At 36.0% G+C, this 18,598-nt stretch carries 17 protein-coding genes; 12 read left to right on the plus strand and 5 right to left on the minus strand.

Annotated features, from left to right (window positions below):
• Positions 1-96 precede the first annotated feature (96 nt).
• The 9 genes from DFQ04_RS15150 to brxL all read left to right on the plus strand — a co-directional run bounded on the left by DFQ04_RS15150 (position 97) and on the right by brxL (position 11,525).
• Complete coding sequence (locus tag DFQ04_RS15150; protein ID WP_133557376.1) at positions 97-486, plus strand: WYL domain-containing protein; 390 nt, start codon at positions 97-99, stop codon at positions 484-486.
• A 16-nt stretch (positions 487-502) separates the two neighbouring features.
• The gene (locus DFQ04_RS15155; protein ID WP_133557378.1) at positions 503-1,534 is read left to right on the plus strand and encodes a 3'-5' exonuclease; all 1,032 of its coding nucleotides are present in this window, start codon (positions 503-505) and stop codon (positions 1,532-1,534) included.
• Between the two features lie 15 nt (positions 1,535-1,549).
• Positions 1,550-3,571, plus strand: coding sequence for a hypothetical protein (locus DFQ04_RS15160; protein ID WP_133557380.1), 2,022 nt, complete (start codon positions 1,550-1,552; stop codon positions 3,569-3,571).
• A 200-nt stretch (positions 3,572-3,771) separates the two neighbouring features.
• Complete coding sequence (locus DFQ04_RS15165) at positions 3,772-4,689, plus strand: DUF805 domain-containing protein (protein ID WP_133557382.1); 918 nt, start codon at positions 3,772-3,774, stop codon at positions 4,687-4,689.
• 227 nt (positions 4,690-4,916) lie between these two features.
• Positions 4,917-5,501 carry a DUF805 domain-containing protein gene (locus tag DFQ04_RS15170; RefSeq protein ID WP_133557384.1) on the plus strand — a complete coding sequence of 195 codons (585 nt, stop codon included), beginning with the start codon at positions 4,917-4,919 and terminating at the stop codon, positions 5,499-5,501.
• A gap of 2 nt (positions 5,502-5,503) precedes the next feature.
• Positions 5,504-6,100 carry a hypothetical protein gene (locus DFQ04_RS15175; protein ID WP_133557386.1) on the plus strand — a complete coding sequence of 199 codons (597 nt, stop codon included), beginning with the start codon at positions 5,504-5,506 and terminating at the stop codon, positions 6,098-6,100.
• 3 nt (positions 6,101-6,103) lie between these two features.
• The gene (locus tag DFQ04_RS15180) at positions 6,104-6,895 is read left to right on the plus strand and encodes a DUF4339 domain-containing protein (RefSeq protein WP_133557388.1); all 792 of its coding nucleotides are present in this window, start codon (positions 6,104-6,106) and stop codon (positions 6,893-6,895) included.
• A gap of 75 nt (positions 6,896-6,970) precedes the next feature.
• A complete protein-coding gene (gene pglZ, locus DFQ04_RS15185) occupies positions 6,971-9,469 on the plus strand; it encodes a BREX-1 system phosphatase PglZ type A (protein ID WP_133557390.1) in 2,499 nt (832 codons plus the stop codon).
• Position 9,470: 1 nt separating this feature from the next.
• Positions 9,471-11,525, plus strand: a complete 2,055-nt coding sequence (gene brxL / locus DFQ04_RS15190) for a BREX system Lon protease-like protein BrxL (RefSeq protein ID WP_133557392.1) — start codon at positions 9,471-9,473, stop codon at positions 11,523-11,525.
• 336 nt (positions 11,526-11,861) lie between these two features.
• On the opposite strand, the gene DFQ04_RS15195 is transcribed toward brxL, so the two are convergent.
• The 4 genes from DFQ04_RS15195 to DFQ04_RS15210 all read right to left on the minus strand — a co-directional run bounded on the left by DFQ04_RS15195 (position 11,862) and on the right by DFQ04_RS15210 (position 14,634).
• Entirely contained in the window at positions 11,862-12,956 is a 1,095-nt protein-coding gene (locus DFQ04_RS15195; RefSeq protein ID WP_133557394.1) for a hypothetical protein, read from the minus strand.
• A gap of 177 nt (positions 12,957-13,133) precedes the next feature.
• The gene (locus DFQ04_RS15200) at positions 13,134-13,346 is read right to left on the minus strand and encodes a hypothetical protein (protein ID WP_133557396.1); all 213 of its coding nucleotides are present in this window, start codon (positions 13,344-13,346) and stop codon (positions 13,134-13,136) included.
• Positions 13,343-13,744: a hypothetical protein gene (locus DFQ04_RS15205; protein WP_133557398.1), complete on the minus strand. Its 402-nt coding sequence runs from the start codon at positions 13,742-13,744 to the stop codon at positions 13,343-13,345. Before DFQ04_RS15205 ends, DFQ04_RS15200 begins: the two co-directional genes overlap by 4 nt.
• Positions 13,741-14,634 (minus strand): helix-turn-helix transcriptional regulator, encoded by an 894-nt coding sequence (locus DFQ04_RS15210; RefSeq protein WP_133557400.1) that lies wholly within the window; start codon positions 14,632-14,634, stop codon positions 13,741-13,743. The genes DFQ04_RS15205 and DFQ04_RS15210 overlap by 4 nt, the downstream gene beginning before the upstream one ends.
• 119 nt (positions 14,635-14,753) lie before the next feature.
• On the opposite strand from DFQ04_RS15210, the gene DFQ04_RS15215 reads away from it, so the two are divergent.
• The 3 genes from DFQ04_RS15215 to DFQ04_RS15225 are packed head-to-tail and all read left to right on the plus strand — an operon-like array spanning position 14,754 to position 17,624.
• The gene (locus DFQ04_RS15215) at positions 14,754-15,713 is read left to right on the plus strand and encodes a hypothetical protein (protein WP_133557402.1); all 960 of its coding nucleotides are present in this window, start codon (positions 14,754-14,756) and stop codon (positions 15,711-15,713) included.
• A gap of 12 nt (positions 15,714-15,725) precedes the next feature.
• Positions 15,726-16,376 (plus strand): hypothetical protein, encoded by a 651-nt coding sequence (locus DFQ04_RS15220; protein WP_133557405.1) that lies wholly within the window; start codon positions 15,726-15,728, stop codon positions 16,374-16,376.
• 57 nt (positions 16,377-16,433) lie between these two features.
• Complete coding sequence (locus DFQ04_RS15225; RefSeq protein WP_133557407.1) at positions 16,434-17,624, plus strand: PDDEXK-like family protein; 1,191 nt, start codon at positions 16,434-16,436, stop codon at positions 17,622-17,624.
• A gap of 56 nt (positions 17,625-17,680) precedes the next feature.
• On the opposite strand, the gene DFQ04_RS15230 is transcribed toward DFQ04_RS15225, so the two are convergent.
• Positions 17,681-18,307, minus strand: coding sequence for a hypothetical protein (locus DFQ04_RS15230; RefSeq protein WP_133557409.1), 627 nt, complete (start codon positions 18,305-18,307; stop codon positions 17,681-17,683).
• Positions 18,308-18,598: the final 291 nt, after the last annotated feature.

Raw genomic sequence — 18,598 nt, forward strand, 5'->3', positions numbered from 1 at the left:
TTTCAAACACATAAATGTTAAAAAATTGACTTAGACATGGTAAGGGGGGGTAGTTTCATAATTTTAAAGGATTGATTTAAATGAATTGAGAATTTTATGGGTGATGTTTTAGTTGAAAAATTGATATGGTTTGGAGTCTTTTTTTTAATTTTTCTATCTTTTAGATGGTTATCGAAAAGCAGTGAACCTAATAAATCAAGAGAAATTCATAGAAATGACACTCCAATTCGCCAGCCACCAAAAACCAGGGTTATTTCGCCTACTATTGAGGAGACGGTAAATTTTGCCATCCAAAATGGAAAGGATTTATACATAGAGTATCAAAATTACAACGGAGAACTTAGTACGAGGAGGTTAAGTAATCTTTCTTTGAACAATGAATACTCTGGCTATCACAATGCGCATGTTAAAGCATACTGCCATAAAAGGAATGAGGAGCGGAATTTTAAAATCTCAAGAATATCAAGAGCACAAATTGTAGACTAATCTAAATAAATCCATCATGTCAAAAGAGTCATGGTATATAAATGAGTCCGAGCTGGATGACTACCAAGTCCCGATCATTCAAAAGAAAATGAGTGCATCTTTTATAGTCAAAGGGTGCGCGGGTTCTGGTAAGACAGTTCTTGCTCTATGGAAAGCAAAAGAAATTGCTGATGCAAAGTTAGGTTCGTACTATGTGATCGTTTATACCAAGGCTTTGAGACAGTTTATCAATGATGGAGTCAGAGAAATTGGAATTGATGGAAACCATGTATTGCATCATCATTCATGGAAAGGAAAAGGGAAGCCCTCTGCTGATTTTATAATTGTCGACGAAGTCCAGGATTTTACAAAAGAAGAATTAACAGAATTACAATCTGCCGCAAAAAAGGCGTTCATTCTTTTTGGAGATTCTGCACAGCAACTCTATAAAGGCCTAAAGTCAGGATTGATGACTATGGAGCAAATAGCATATCACACCAGCCTTTCGATGGAACAGTTGGTACTAAATCACCGCCTACCAAAAAAAATTGCTCGAGTAGCGGAATACCTGAATGAAGGAGGGGATTCATTGGTAAGTAGATGCAAAAAAGAAGGGGCAAATAAACCATTTTTGGTAAAGGCAAAAAGTTGGGAGGCTCAATTGGATTTTATCAGAAATGCAATTGAAGAAAGAGGCTACGTTGATGTAGCAATCCTCTTTCCAGAAAACCATGCAGTCAAGAAAGCTGATAAATATTATAGCAGCAAAGGATATCTTGTAGAAGCGAAGTATGACATTAGTTGGCCGGATGATACCAAGTTTAATTTAAACTTTTATAGTGAAAACCCGAAATTGCTAACCTACCATAGTGCAAAAGGATTGCAATTCGAAGCGGTCTTTATTCCAGATTGTTCCATGGATTCATTACCGGGAGGAAGTGCAAATTCCCTGTATGTCGCGATAACTCGAAGTTATCAAGATTTATTTCTGATTCATTCGAATGGACTAACTGACTACTTGGATGATGTACCTTTGAATATTTTCGAAAAAATTGATTTACCGGGTTAAACTTGATTTGAATAGATGGATAGGTTTTATTTTATACCAACCAGTAGTCTGAATTTCAATAATATACTTTCCTCCGAAAGTATATCTCCCCATTCATTCTATGAAAAAAGAGGGTATGGTTTTAAGCGATTTGAAAAAGTCGTTTCAAACTCTTTATCAAACTCTTTTTTGGCCTATAGCATAATTCCAAGAGTACCAATTTTAATTACTGAAAGAGAAGAGTTTCTAATTTACTTAGCGGTTCCTGAAAGCTATTTTAAAAGCTATAAAACCATTGAAAGAGGTCATTTTCAAATTTTACAGATTGACAGGCCAATATACATCAACCCTATTGAGTGCTTTTTTTTGGTAAGAACAGATGAGGAACGGAGAAAACTAATTGCTGGATCAAAGAAGAGTTTAGAAGTAAAGCATGCGGATTTATACTGCGAAAAAGTCTTTTTATTAGATGAATATCATTTGGATTCATTTGCCTGGGACGATAATGTTTTGGAAGGCATAGCAGATTTGAAAAGTATTAAACCTGAAGTTCTTGAAGAAGATAAAAAATTCAATAAACTTAAAGGCTTAATATATGGCTATGTTGCTGGAGCAACAATGAATCAGCCAAAAGAGATAATCGAAGGGAAACGCTACTTTCAAAGATTCATTAACGTATTTTCAAGCCTATTGAATGATCTATCTGTGATGGCAGCAGGTAAATCAAAGCAATTACCAAATAAGAATAAGCTCGAAGCACAGGTATCAGAATTAATTGACCTTCAGGGAAAAATAGCCACACTATTTCGAGGAAATGAATCCATAGAAATAAATGAGGTTATTTCACGTGATTTTTCTATTGACAAAGAGGTTCTAAAGAGTTTTGAAAAACTAAGATATAAAAACTCCCAAGAATCAGTTTTGACAATCTTGTCTAAGTTTATTAAAGAAAAAGAGCCTAACTATTATTCCATTGGGGAGCTTTTGGGTCGCCTTATCACTCAAATTAAACAATTTATTAGGTACAGTAATCCCCAGTCCTATGAAAGATTGGAGAATGATTTTAGCAGTATTTCTAATGTTGTAAACTCTAAAATTTCAACTTTCAAATCAGATCATGGCTCAACGGAGAAGTTCAAGGTACTTCCGTTTTCTATTGTTGGAGACTTTGAACTGAAGGTGCAAGATACAATTTTGTCTAAAGACGAGCAGCTAATTTTCGAATTGATTATCAATGATTTACTAAGCTGGACCGAAGTGTCTTCGCAGGATGAAATAGCCCAAATAAGAACTGAACTTATTCAGAGTGTAGGTAAAAAAATTAAAGAAACAGTAGGGAAAGAATCAACTCCAGAATTGGAATATCTTAGAAGGCTATTTCAAAGTTTAAAAACTATTGGAACGGGTTTTAGGCCTGACGAATCTGGTTATATTACTCTTCAATCTTTAGCCTGTTTTTTAAATCGATATTCAGAATTAGAGAAACTTCAGGATTTCATGGAGAAAAATGGAGTAAGAATATTCAATTATGCATATACATACTGGGGTGCTGCTTATGGATATGCCAACCTTTCAAAACTTCTTATTTCATCAATTTCCCAGAATCCTGAACTTTTTAAAGTAATTAATTCATTTTTTGAAAAAACCACAGGAGTAAAGGGAAATCGCCATGACCTTGTTTCAGAATTTCTTTTCAAGTATAAAGGAGAAAAGCCAATTGTAGTTGAATTAAAGCCAGTAATTCCTTCAAAATTGGAGACTCCCAAAATTCCTGGAAGTAATTCGAATCCAGAGCTTCAAGAAAAAAAATCGTTTGAACAGGTTTTAAGGAGTCAAAAAGAGCTTGCTAATAAAGAAGATTTGATAATTCAATTGGTAAATATTTCAATCCAGGCTATAAAGAATTCAGAAAACCCTGAAATGTTCTCTTTTCCCAAAAATAAGACGTCTGAGTTTAGGGATATACTTAAATCGAATTCCAAAAAAATGAAAGGAATTGGACCGAAAGGTATTGAATTTATCACATCACTTTTTGAATCCTATTATGGGCATGAGTAAAATAGAAGAAGGCCTTAACCGGTTATATAAATACCTTCGGGTGATCTTTTGGTATGATGAAAAGGGCAAGAATTTAGATTGGATATATAAGAGTACAATTAGGTAATAATAGGTTGCCTAATTCAAATACTACTTTTTTACTTTTAGTGTCTTTGTTTTTTAATAGAAATGTTTTAAACTATTTTATTATTTACGTAGGGATGAAAAAATACTTTTATGCCAAAGGCAATGAGCAAGTGGGCCCTTTGACCCTGAATGAATTAAGGCAAGCGGATATTAAGCCAGATACTTTGGTATGGTTTGAAGGCCTTTCAAAATGGGAAAAGGCCGAGAGACTTGAGGATCTGAAAGGGATTTTTGAATTGATGCCTCCTCCTTTGGAAACTGAGGTTTCAAAATCGAGCATGGGTGGGAATAATAGTTTCACTTCACCTCCTCTTTTTTCGGAAGGCAAAAAGCAAAAGATGTTTTCAAAATTATTTACTCCGGAGGGCAGAATTATGAGGACTGAATACGTTTTGACTTTTATTTTCTATACCATTATTTTATATTCAGTAGCTGCGCTAAACTTGTTTTTCGAATTGCAAACCCAAGAAATTGGGATTTATCCGCCAAGGCTTAACCCTTGGTTTTATTTTATTCTTTTTCCTTTTTGGATTGTTTTATTATTCCAAGGAGCAAAAAGATGCCACGATTTGGGAAATAGCGGTTGGTTCCAAATTATTCCATTTTACATTTTTTGGATGTTTTTTGCGGAAGGAGAACCGGGTCCCAATAAATATGGTCCTAACCCGAATGTTTCGAAATCTCCAATCAACAGAAAAAATAATTCAAGGAATATGAAAGAGAAAATTACAGGAATAATTAGCTTTTGTGGGGGATTAGGATGGGGAGTTTTTGGACTTTATGTATTCATAGATGAGATTAACTACATAGATGGTGATGAGTTTTTTATTTTTTTATTGTTTTTAATAACTGTATTATCTACAATCTTGTACGTGTTGTGGACCAAATTCGGTAAGAAAGAACTTTCTGATCTCGAAAAAATAGAATACGAAAATAAACTCTTAAAACATCAAATAGAACAAAAGGAATTGAGAAAAAAATTACTTGAATAAACTACCATAGATTACAAATATAAGATGAAAAGGTGCGGTAATAATTGTTTGTCAATGCCTTCAATGGATTTTTTTGGCCCAAAAAAAAGAAAGTAGAATGTTTTATTTGGATACTTCAAGCATGATTAGATAGGAACAGGTAACAAGAATAGGAACATCTTTTTACCAAATACCCTATTGTTTTTTAGTTCAGAATATTTTAAACTGATTTATTAAATTAATTATTTATGAGAAGATATTTTTATGCAAAAGGCAATGAGCAGGTAGGCCCAATGACGTTAGAAGAATTAAAGAATGCCGATATAAAACCTGATAACTTGATATGGTATGAAGGTCTTTCCAATTGGGAGCCTGCTGGCGGATTGGAAGAGTTAAAAGAAGTCTTCGAGCTTATGCCACCACCTCTGGAAGTGGAAGGTTCAGGTTTAGCTGGAGAGTCTGAAAAAAGCTTTCATAAAAGTCTTAATTCTTTGGAAAGAAAAAAGAGAAATAAATTTTCTGAGATTTTTTCACCGGAAGGTAGGATAGGAAGGACCGAATATGGGTTGACTATTATTTTGGCTTATGTGTTTATTTTTATTGCTTCCATAATTATTCAAGAAATGGACCCCAATAATGGAATATTAGCCATGATTTTACTGGTTTGTTATGTGTTATTATTTATAATCATTACAGCTCAAGGAGCCAAAAGGTGTCATGATCGAGGTAATTCTGGTTGGTTTCAGTTTATTCCATTTTATGGATTTTGGATGCTCTTTGCTCCAGGTGAAAAAGGAATCAATAAATATGGACCAAATCCGAAGGGGCTTTGATCATGGGAATTATTTTCAGCCTTTGGTTTTTCATCATTTCTACACTGATTCCGGTAAGAAGTGAAGTTGCCACATTAATGTCCATACAAAATCAATTAGGTGAATACCACAGTATAGCAGATCATCCAAAAGCCAAGGGTGTTAATTTGAAATTTAAAGTTCCTAAAGGTTGGGAAATCCAAGAAGGAGATCGTCCAAATATTGTTGTAAAATTTATTTCGGAAGGGGATAGCTATTTAGTTCAAGTGAATGAAGCCCCCACGTTTGTTTCAAAAAACCAAGCAAAAGAGTTGTTATCGGATTCTGAATATTTGGATGGTTTAATAGAAGAATATAATTCAATTTTTAATGAGGTGGAAATGATTAGCAATAGACTTGTGACCGTCGATAATTATCCGGCTCTGGAAATAGAACTAAAAGGGTCTATGGAGCGGGTTGGTGCAGTAATAAATTTTAGAATGAAAATTTGGCAGATTGTTTATGAAGATCGTTTTATAACACTTCAAGGAGGAGTATTTACCGGGAGAGAATATCAATCAAAACTTAATCTTTTTACCCAAATTTCTAACACAGTAATATTTCCTGACCAATATAACTAAGGCATGAAAAAATACTTTTACACGGATGGAGTTACCAAATTTGGTCCTTACTCTATAGAGGAACTTCTCGACAAAAATATTTCTCGAGATACTAAAGTTTGGTTTTATGGACTTGCCACATGGACACCTATAAACGAGATTGAGGAATTAAAGGAAGTAGTCTCCAAAATTCCTCCGCCTATTCATATTCCGGTTGGGCCTCCTCCTTTGGATTTTATTGAACATTTTTCACCTGAACTTTTACCTGAAGAGAAATCGAAATACAAGCAAGCTGATATTTTTGTCATCATTTTCATTATCGTTTGCATCCTTATTGGAATGTTCGTTATGTATTTAGATAAGAAAAATGAAGTTTCAGATTTATACGAAAAAGTGTTGATGGACTCTTTTGATGGGGATGAGGATTTCTCTTTGTATTTGGATAAATTTTACCGGGATTTAAATGTTTTTGGGATCTATCCAAAGAAGCCCTCAAATGTTACCATAAAGTTTGCAAGGTTAGATCAAATTACCAATACTACTCATATTCATGCAATGAGCTATGGTGGGGATAATGATGACCTGATAGAAATTTACATCAATCCTTCCTCTTGGGATAAATTCAATAAGCCGAAACGGCATTATTTGATGTATCATGAATTGGCTCATGATATTCTTAATTTAGATGACTTACCAGGAATAGAGGCTAATAAGGGAAAATTAATGTATCCCGCAATTGAGTCCTATGAACGGATAACTATGGATGAGTTTATCGAAGCTTATCAGGAATTGTTTGAAGAGGTTGCTTCAGAGTAAACTTTCTTGTAGTTATGAATTTGTAATTCTTTAGATTAGGAATTAGTAAATTCAGTTATGGACTGAAATTAAATCATGGGTAAAATAGAAGAAGGGCTTAACCGATTATTTGATGACCATAGGGTGATTTTTTGGTATGATGAAAAAGCCGAATTAAAGGACGATTTTGAAAATCTTCAGTTGAATGGAGTTGAAAAAATCCGTGTAGAACACAATCCCTTCGAGATCAAATATCTCCTCAATAAAACACAACCTGAATCCAAGTTTCTACTTTATTTCGATTATCCTAAGCCTTCTCCTGAAGAGAATTGGCTGCTTGATATGGAGCTTGCTTACCATGTGTTTCAGACAGATCAGGCAGCCCTATTCATTCAGGAAATGGAATTGGGTTTTCATTTTAGGGATTTGGTTGTCCAGCATTTGGATTTCTTCAAGTCTAAGGAAAGAAGATCTAACCTTAAAGAATTGGCGACCAAGGACGATGGACATCAGGAGGTCCGATATAAGATGCTCTCCATACTTTTTGGAGTTGATAATTTGAGTCTTTCAACATTTATTTTGGCACATATATCAGCATATGCTGAGGATAATGATCGTTTGGATCGAGATCTTGAAAGGTTTCAATTGGAGGAGTTTTATTGGAAAGAGATTGCTAGGATCTATGGATTTCAGTCTAAGTCCAAGTCCATTTTTGAATTTATTCTGGAAGTTTTTCAGCAAAATTATGTTTTTGGGAAAAATTTGGGAATTACCAAGGAGTCTAAGCTTCTCCTTTCCCAATGGAGAGATTCAATTCTTTTCAGAACCTGTTATGATGTAATTTCTGCTAAAGTTGCCGAGGCCATGGACATTTCAAAAATTTTGGAAACATCTCCATTGGATAAAATCATTGAGGATGAACTGTTCCGATTGACTGATCAGAAAATCATTCATGAATGTCAAACTCTACTTATGGAGAGAGGCATTTCCTCCGAACGTATTTTCCAAATCATAAAAAAGCGGGAGAACAAATTTTGGTATGCTGATTTTGAACCTCTATACCAAGCCATTTGGCGTGGCGCAGAGTTGATTGAATTAGTGCAAAAGTATGGAAGGAAAAGCTATGTTGCCTTTGAAGAGGGGGTAAAAGACTATACTGAAAACCTTTTTGAGGTGGATAAAACTTACCGAAAGTTTATCTGGCACTATCGTGAATCCAAGCAAAACCGAATTCTTGCAGATTTATACGGTCGAATTGAAAAAGTTTATTCCAACGATTGGCTCTTGGAATACAACAACAACTGGCAAAGGGTAATTGATGCCTTGGATAACTGGCCTACTCAGAAGAAATTCAGCCAGCAGCAGTTTTTTACAACCCATGTCAAACCAGTTTTGGATAAAAAACAGCGTCTCTTCGTGATCATTTCAGATGCGCTAAGGTATGAATGTGGGCAGGAACTTTTTGAACGATTTCAATTTGAAAATCGATACACCGCTTCACTTGATCATCTGGTAAGTTCGATTCCTTCCTACACACAATTGGGTATGGCGGCTCTATTACCCATCAAAAGATCATTGCTTATCAATCCCAATTCGGATACAGTTTGGGTGGATGATATGGTAAGCTCAGGTTTGAATGGGCGAATGAAAATTTTGGAAACTAATTCGGGAGTTAGAGCTACAGCGGTTCAGGCAGAGAGCTTTATGGCCATGAATTCAGCCACTGAGGGAAGAACTTTTGTAAAAAACTATGACCTGATCTATATCTACCATAATGTCATTGATAAAAGAGGAGATGACAAAACTTCTGAAGAAACGGTTTTTGAAGGGGTAGAAGAGGAGTTAAATTACCTCATTGATTTGGTAAAGAAAATAGGCAACATGAATGGTAATAACATTTTGATTACCTCTGACCATGGATTTGTTTACCAGCATCATACTTTGGATGAGAGTGAGTTTTCTTCTCCTGATTTTGAAGGAGAAATCTGGAAGGAAAACCGACGATTTGTGATTGGCCGTACTATCACTCATGATAGGACGGTAAAGAAGTTTACAGGAGAGCAGTTGAGTCTCAATTCTGATCTGGAAGTCCTGATTCCAAAGTCCATCAACCGCTTGAGGATCAAAGGAGCGGGAGCAAAGTTTGTTCACGGAGGCACAACCTTACAGGAAATAGTTACTCCTTTGGTGAAGGTTACCCGCAAGAGGGAAGATACTAATCGCCAGGTTGAAATTGATATCATTCAATCAACCGATAGGATTACGACTAATATTCTGACCGTTTCTTTCCTACAGCAGGAGTTGATTTCGGAGCAGATTCTGCCCCGTACCATTCGTTCGGCTTTGTATGCTGCAGACGGGGAGCTACTCAGTGATCAATTCAAATTTACATTTGACTTTTCCGAAGGTACCGAACGTCAGCGTGAAGTGAAGCATGCATTCCACCTTGGTGCAAAGGCCAGTGGTAAGTATAAAAATCAGCGTATTAAGTTGATCTTGGAAGAGCCAATCGAGGGAACCACTAAATGGAAAACCTACAAGGAGTATAACTTCTCATTAAATATTTCCTTTACCTCAGATTTTGACGAGTTTTAAAATGAAACCATTAGATCAAAAAATCAATCAATACTTTGCAGGTAAAGTCGTCCGAAAGGATCTGACCAAATTGGTAAAGGGAAATGCTATAGTGCCTACCTATGTATTGGAATATTTGTTGGGACAATATTGTGCCACCGATGACGAGGTAACCATAGAGCAGGGAATTCAGACCGTCAAAAATGTAATATCCAATCACTTTGTTCATCGGGATCAGGCTCAAATTATTAAGTCTACGATCAGGGAAAAAGGTTCGCACCGTATAATAGACAAGATTTCTGTAAGGCTTAATGATAAGGAGGACCAATACGAGGCCAGTTTTGCGAATCTGGGTTTAAATAAAGTTCCTGTATCAGATCAAGTGGCAAAAGCCTATCCCAAACTCTTAACAGAAGGGGTGTGGTGCATTTTAACCATGGGATATTTGAGAACGGATGAAAAGGGAACAACACCTTGGGTGGTAGAAAATATTAAGCCTATTCAGATATCCAATGTGGATTTGGAAGAGTACAAGCAATCAAGAAAATACTTTACCAAGGAGGAATGGATTGATCTTTTGATTCAGACGATGGGATTAAATCCGGATGAGTTTTCCTTCCGATCCAAGCTCCTTCAATTGACTCGTTTGGTGCCCTTTGTGGAAAATAATTACAATCTTATCGAGCTTGGGCCTAAGGGAACAGGAAAGTCCCACGTATTTTCAGAATTATCACCTCACGGGATCCTATTGTCCGGAGGCGAGGTGACTAAAGCGAAACTTTTTGTAAACAATAGTACAGGAGCAATTGGTTTGGTGGGTTTTTGGGATGTGATTTCCTATGATGAATTTGCTGGCAAGACTAAGAGGACTGACCGAGGTTTGGTGGACATCATGAAAAACTACATGGCAAATAAGTCCTTCTCTCGGGGAACTTCAGTTTACGGGGCATCGGCATCTATGGTATTTGTAGGCAATACAGACCATACCGTTCAGTACATGCTTAAGCATAGTGACTTATTTGATGCATTGCCAAGGGATTACTACGATACTGCATTTTTGGATAGAATGCATGCTTACCTGCCAGGTTGGGAAGTTCAGAAACTCAGAAACGATATGTTCACTTCTGATTATGGATTTATCGTAGACTATCTGGCTGAGATTCTTAAAGACCTTCGAAAGGAGGATTATACTCAGGAATTCAAGCGCTTTTTTGATCTCTCATCAACTATTACAACACGAGATAAAGATTCGATCTCCAAAACATTTGCAGGATTATATAAAGTGATTTACCCTAACGGGGAGATATCAAAGGAGGAAGCGAAAGAACTTCTTGAATTTTCAATTGAATGTAGAAAACGTGTAAAGCTTCAGCTTCAGAAAATGGATGAGACCTTTTTGGCTGATAAGGTTGATTTCAGTTATGTTGATCGAACCTCAGGTAAAAGCATGCGGGTTGACACCTTGGAGGAAATTCAATACGCGAATGCAGAACTTAATGTGCCTGAGTTTAAAGAAGGGCCTTTGGAATTAGGTACTAACCAAGACAAGAATCCTATTCCGGCTCAAGTTGAGGAACCACAAATCGCCAATAATCGAAAATTTCTTAAAGAGGGACAGGTGATCTTGAGGGACAATCAGACAGGAATCTCTTATGATAAACTGTTTGGGGATTATCTGGAGGGAGCATCCGAAATCACAATAACAGATCCTTATATACGGTTACCTTATCAGTTTAGAAACTTGATGGAGTTTATTGAATTGGTTACAAAAAAAGCTGATTTGGAAAATGAGATCAAAATTCATCTTATCACGGTAAATTCTGAGGAATATATTGAAGGATTCAAGGATAAATTAGATCAGTTGGACTATTCTCTCGAATCCATCGGGATCAATTTTTCCTTTGAGTTTAGTGATACCATTCATGATCGATCAATTATCCTCGATAATGGCTGGAAAATCATTCTTGGCCGTGGATTGGATATTTGGCAAAAGACTAACGGGTGGTTTGATCTCAGTGAATTTCTGCAGGAAAAGCGACAGTGCAAAGGTTGTGAGGTGACTTATTTGAAACTCTGAATTAAAAATATGGATAAGTTCGAGCCATTTTGGAAAATAGTAGATACATGCCGGAGTTTGCTTCAGAATATTTCAGAAGCCATTGTGAGTTTAGATGAAAAAGGCATTTATGCAAAGAGAATTTAAGGACTAAATTTAGTGAGTATACAGTTTACATAAATGAGAAACTTCAATCAGAATTCACTAATGAATAATATGGCCTATTCCGTTTTTTCAGAGTTGGACATAATACTTACCAAAGCGAGAATTTGAGGGAGGATGTAAACTCTGGTAGGTTAGCATCGTATTTTGGTAGTAATTACGAGTTTTTAAAAAGTAAGATTGATCAATTTTGCCCTAATCAAATTCATTTTCTGACCAATGTGGAATGGGTAGTTCCTCACTCCATAAACCAAAGGGAATTAACATCCCATTTACCGATGCTTTTTTTCTGATTCCTAAATGGAACCTTAAAGTGTAAAATTTATCGAGACTCAGGCCATCTTCTTTAGTGAAGTATTTTTCAGTCTGCCTTGATGTAAAGGCAAAATATTTCATAAATAATTGAAGCTGCCTGGGTTTAAACCATGCCCAAAGTTTGGCGAATTCATCAAAAATCCCATCAACCAAATAAAAGTTGAATTTTTTGAAAAAATAATTGTCATGGTGCTTCCAAAGCCATATCAAATATTCATGGTGATTATCCATTAATATCTCTTCTATGTAGGTAATTATATGGATTAAGTTTTCCTCAGAGAGAATACTCTCTTCATAGATCTCCTTTAAAATGGATGACTTGGTGAACAATTCTAAAAAATTAATCTGATCTAAAAATCCGTCGTATTCCATTATAAAATATCTCCATGAGAAATATCCTTTAGAAGAAAAATTCTTAAAAAAATCATAAGTAGGTTGATAATGCAAAAGCCATGATCTTAACTCTGAATCCGTCATTTGGTCAGGTTTATATTTTAATTCATTCATGGCCTCCTTTTTCTTACTTAAATGAATAATGAGTTCAGGACTCTTGTAGAAATCTGCCTTTTCATCATCAAAGAAGAAAAAAGAGATGTCATTGGTATACCAATCCAATGGTTGATAGCATTGAAATGAATGACAGGCATATATGTCCTTTATGTAATGATCTTTTAAATCATCAGTGATTTCTGTAATGAATCGGAGGTCCAAAAATAGTCGGGTCTTTTCCCCGGTGAACCTATAAGCTGTCCGAATTGAATCAGGGTTACAATAAAGGTTACAGCAAGTTCCAGCCTGACAAATCAGATATGTTTCGCCTTCTTCTTTAAATGATTCAAAAGTCTCGGCTAATCTTTCAAGAAAAACTTCTTTTGGGACATCAGAATAAGGAATTGAAGGATCTAAAAGAGCTTCTAAATCATCAACATTCATGGTTGAAAAAGCATTTAAAACCTTATTGAAGTAGCTGTCCATCTATCAAAAATTTGAATTTTTAGAAAATAAAAATCGGACAATTAAAGAGTATTGATTCCAGCGCCAGTCAAAAAGAAACATTTTTGGCGAGAATTGTCAAACTTTAAATCTGATTCATTTTGGAGAGATTTGTTATCCATCGAATCAATTAGGGATAGTTGTCGAGATCCTATAGATTTATCCTAATCGTTTTTTCTCTTCAAGCACTTTCTTTTCTCTGTCGGATTTCATTTCCGCATAACCTTCTTTTCCATAGATATTCTCAAAGTAGTTGTCCCCTTCCAAGGAAATATGATCATCGTTTTCCGGTGATTGGAAGGAATTGATAAAGGCTCTCAGAAGTTCTTTATCATCCTCAGGATTGGAAGGGTTTGATGGGTTCTTTTTCATTGTAAATCGGTGTTTTCTTTTTTCTCTTCCTTTTCCTTTATTCTTCTTCTGATATCTTCTTCTACTCTTCTCCAATACCATCCTCCAGTTTTCAAAGGCTCATATCCCCTGGACTTCCATTCGTCGAAATGACCGGACCAAATTTTATCCAAGGTTAGCCAAAGAATCCAGTGTGGATCTTTATTTGGATCATCAGAATTATTTGGGTTGATCTCATTTCTAAGTTTTTGAATTTGTTCTTCGGTAGGGCCATGTTCATAAAACATATCTAACCAAGCCCAAAATTCATCTTCTGAAAAATCAGAAATGAATGGTGCCAGCCATTCTAAGACTATCTTGAAGTCTGGAGTAGCTGTAAGTGGGCTACCATCATCTAATTTGAAATGGGTAATATTCATTTAATTTTTGATTGGTAAATGTTATGAGCTTTTTCCTTGACAATCTCCTTCAACCGTTCTGGATACTCCACTTTCACTTCATCTCCATGAGAAAGAACCACTGAAATCAGCTCGTAGTTGATTTTGACTCGCAGACTAATTTGGAGTATGTGCCCATCATTGATCAGAATTTGTTGGGTTGGATGTATGGGCATGGACTGAATGTATCGGCCTTTGAACTCAGTAAAGGTTAGGATGACGGTTTCCACTGGTTCAGTAGGACCATTGATAATCCCGATGGTTTCCATAAATCTGGACTCCAAATCGGGGGCAGATGGGAGACTGACTTTTCCAAGAAGGCTCTCTATGCTTTTAATTCGATCCAATCCAAAAAAGTGTAATTCATCTTTTTCATTCCAGGCCATGACATACCATCGATTCAGGTATTCTTTTAGGGCAATAGGTCTTAAAACCCGAGTCTCCAATTCCCAAAGCCAATACTTTTCATAGACGATTTGGATCGCTTCCTGATTTTCTATGGCTTCCAAGATCGGTTTGAGATATTCAGTACCTCTTGCAGTCCTTGGTTCAAAAAAGACTTTTCCTGTCAATTTATGCGCTCTACCGAAGGCTTGGATGGTTTCAAAGGATTCCAGCAATTCCAGATGGTTTTCAGAGCTTTCTTCATGATTCAATTGGTAATGAGCTGATTTAAAATCAAAAGAAATGACCAAGCCAAAAAGCTGCTCGATTTCTTTCAAATCCCGATTTAGTGTTCGCTTGGAAATGCATAGGTTTAAATCCCCGGACTTTTTCTCCAGATGATTTTCTAATTGGTTCCAATCAAAAGGTCCTTTTTTGGCCAATTTGATGATTTCCAGTTGGCGGTATAGAGAAGTTAATTTGCTCATTGTTGATTTGACAATTCAAATAAATATATACCCCATGTCAAAATATGGCTTAGGGTAATCAAATAAAAATATTTTTTGCTATGCCTTCTTTTGGCTGAGGCTAAAAGGACTTTGGTAGCATGATTGAACAGGATCAATTTGTAATAGCCAGGAAGGCCCTTAAAAAACTCCATCCTAAGTGGAGTTTGTTTATTGATGAAATGATGGATCTGCTTTTACCATTTTGGAAAGGAAGCCAATCCAAGGAGCGAGTGCATTTTATTCACCTGATTGGTTATGGAAAAAGGCAAAAAGCTCGGGAAATTCTGACTGACTTGATGGAGTTACTGGACTGGCAGAGCGAGGCTGTTTTACTTTGGAATAATTGGGACATCAATTCTCCTTCTGGTTTTAGTCAGGCAATAGGATTGCAAGAGTTACATCGCCAATTTCCCAAAGTGGTTTTGACGGATTTTTTAACTGAGTTTTTTGCTCAAGCCTATTTTGAGGAAGATCCTTGCGATGATTTCCTTCGAGTGAAAGATTTTCTTAGAACCCGGAAGCAGCTTGACTTTAAACCTGGATTAACTCCACTGGATGCCAGGGGAGGATTAATCATCAGTTTTTTAGAATCATTCGGGGAAAGCGATTTTGTCCGAACTCGAGTGATGTTCCAGTTTCTTGTGGAAAACCCGATTCCTTATCTGGAGGTACTCAGAAAAAGCTTTATTCCAGAAGATCTGAGTTTGATGATTAGGAAAGGATATGTTTTTAGAGAGGACTTGGTCTTTTTTTCCAAAGATGAGCCCAGGCATATCCAATTGGCTTTTGACTTGGTGAAAATCAAGACAGCGCTTGAAGAAAGAGGAACAGAAGTTTTAAAGACTGCTGTTCAGCTTAGCTTCAATGCAATGGACTATTTTATCACTTATATTTTTTACCAAAAGCTAACCGCCTTCCAAATTAGACAAGCCGCCTTGGATTTTTTTCTTCCCGTTTTAAGGGGATATCCCATCATGGCTAAAAATATAGACCTCAACCCAACCAAAATTTTGCTTGATTTTCAGGGAGGGTGGAAATTTTATTCCATTACTGACTAAATTAAATGCTATATGAAACGAAGATTATTTCTCAGAACCCTTCCCATTCTTGCATTATCGCCTTTAGCCCTTTCAGAGAAGGGGTTTGCAGGCAGTTCCAATCCTCGTCATTTAATTGCGTTGGGAACAGCGGCAAGTAGGGTAGCAACTAAAAATTGGGATAGCCTCAATTTTGATTCTTTGACTCTTATTGATAGCGAACCACTTGAGTTAATGAGGGAAGATTCAAAGTTTTTTGAATTTTTTTCCTCAGAATTGATCTATTCTGTTGTAGGAGATATCTGTATTCTTGAAAATGGGTATTTGCCTATTCTTCCCGTTCCAAAAGAGATTGAAGATCATCTGAGATCATTGGATGGAGAATTGGTTTTTTATGCTGGATTAGGGAAGGCAATAGGTTCTGTTCTTTTTCAATCTTTTGGAGTACACTATAAAAATCACAATCAATCACATGAATGGGTGGCAACTTTGCCTTTCAATTTTGAAGGCATAAAAAAGGTTGAAAGAGCAAGAAGCGTATTGGCCGTTTTAGCAGAAAATGGGATAGAACCCAGCTATCTTTCATTGGAAGAATTACGACCCCAACTTGGGAATATACTTGTCAGATTGGCTTTTGAAAAGGGGGATGAGTGGATTTTAGAGGCATTAAATAATCAAATTTAAAGTAGAGTTTAGTTGGAAATAAAATTCCAAAAACTCAAATTGGATAAATAATTTTTTATGAGCGAAATTTCTTCAGCAAGGCATCTTTTGAGTCAAGTTAACCTTGTAGTTCAAAACCACGAAAAGTTTCAAAAAGAAACAGGGAATGCATTCAGTTTTACTCATGCCTTGGACATTGAGAGTGATGAAGTTCGTTTGCATACCCGGTTGATTGGGTATCTGATCAATCCAAAAGCTGGACATTTTCAGGGGGATAAGTTTCTTAAGTTATTCTTTAAAGCAGTTGACATCAAAGAAGATACAGATGGCTTTAAAATTGAAATCGAAAAATCAATAGGAAAAATAGATCGGGACAATGAAGAAGGGGGAAGGATAGATTTACTTATCTCCCATGAGAAGAAAAGAATTGGCTTTGCCATTGAGGTTAAAATTTATGCCGCTGAACAAGAAAAACAGTTAAAGCGGTATTCTAAATACCTGACTTATAATTTTAAATCTGAAGAATCAAAAGTTTATTTTTTGACACTTGAGGGGAATGAGAGTCAGTACCATCAGGAGTTTGATAAGTATGAGAAAATATCATTCAGGGAACATATTCATAAATGGATAGAAAGCTGTCGCTTAGCCTCTGTAGACCAACCGATTATTCGAGAAACCTTAACCCAATACCTCGCCAATATCAAAAGGCTTACTAACCAAAATCCGGATAAAAATATGGAAACTGAATTGTTTGAGATTGTAACAACTAAAGATAATATTAAGGCCTACTTCTCTTTATTGGAATTGCAACAGAAGGTAAGGCAAAGAATGGTTATAAACTTGGCGGAAGATTTAATTACACATTTTAAGGGAACCAGAATCCTAAAAGTTGAATATTCTGAAAAGCTTGGTATAGCACATTCAAGTATTGATTTTATTCTTCAGCAAGAGAGTGTAAGGATAAGGCTTTATTGGCTCACAAATTGGGGCAAAGTGGGAATTGGGATTATGTGCTCAGAAAAGTTAACTCCAGAATCAAAAAACCTATTAAGGAACTCATTAAATTTCTTAAAACTTGGCGCTTATAGAGACTTTGCTGATTGGGGTTGGTTTATGAATATAGACGAATTGGAAGGGAGGCCACTATTAAATGAAAAAGATTGGAATAGATTTGGTTCTGGATTTTGGAAGGATAAAATTTCAAATTGGGTTGAACAAATTAGTGATACTTATTTAGAGGTGAAGAAAAAAATGGAAAATGGAATCTAATTTCCCCCCTTTTTTTGTATGCCTTATTTGAATTTACAATAGAAAAAGGAAGCCAATCACGGCTTCCTTTTAAATTTCCAGACATCAGATAGGACACCCTTAAATACTCGTGGCTGGTGGTCAAACTCAATGATGTCATAATTTTCTAAAAGTATTCTTAAGACGTCTTCAGGAAATACGTATCCATCATAGGTATACATTTCTTTCCCCTTAATCGGGTAAGTTTGAAAAATGTATCCCAGATTGAATTTATCCTTAGGTTCATTAGGTTTTCCGATAGGATATTTTCCTTTGAAATTTGATTTTTTTAGAAAGCCATAGGTATAAAGTTGCCTAAAGTAGATAATGGCTTGTTCAAATTGATAATAGGTTTTCATCCCTATGGCAATCCCCAATGCGATTTTTTCAAAGTCCATGGCATCTTCCTTTAAAGATTCTTCCATCAAGACCCTATATAAGGGGAAAAAGGTTCTAAGGATTTCTTTTACCTCATCTTTAACCAGGAACTGATTTGTTTCAAAATCGAAGGCTAACAGGTGATATTCCTGACCATCCTTGTGAATCATTAAATAGGATTTGTTGAGAGTTGGATAATTCTTGACAATTTTAGTGTTATCCAAATAATAGAATTTTCCTTCCGGAGCTGGATAAGCTTCCTCCAGATTTTTTTCCTCGTTGAGCATATGAAATATTTGTTTTAAATGGTTGCTGATCGATAAAGAAGTCTTGAATTCCAGGGGGGATGAGAATAAAAAAATCAAGGGCAATTCACTTTTTGAAAACAAAAAAAATTATGGATTAAGCGGTATTGGAAAACGTTTTCCCATGGCGAACCATAGGGGGGTATACATTTCGATGCACTCCCGATCGGCATTCATATAAAATTTTGTAGGGGGGCGTGTTATAAGTTAATCACCTGCATTCTTGCCGGTAGCTTGTGCTAAGCCAAAATGAATTAATTCGGTCCTTAGCAT

Source organism: Algoriphagus boseongensis (assembly GCF_004362805.1).
GTDB lineage: Bacteria > Bacteroidota > Bacteroidia > Cytophagales > Cyclobacteriaceae > Algoriphagus > Algoriphagus boseongensis.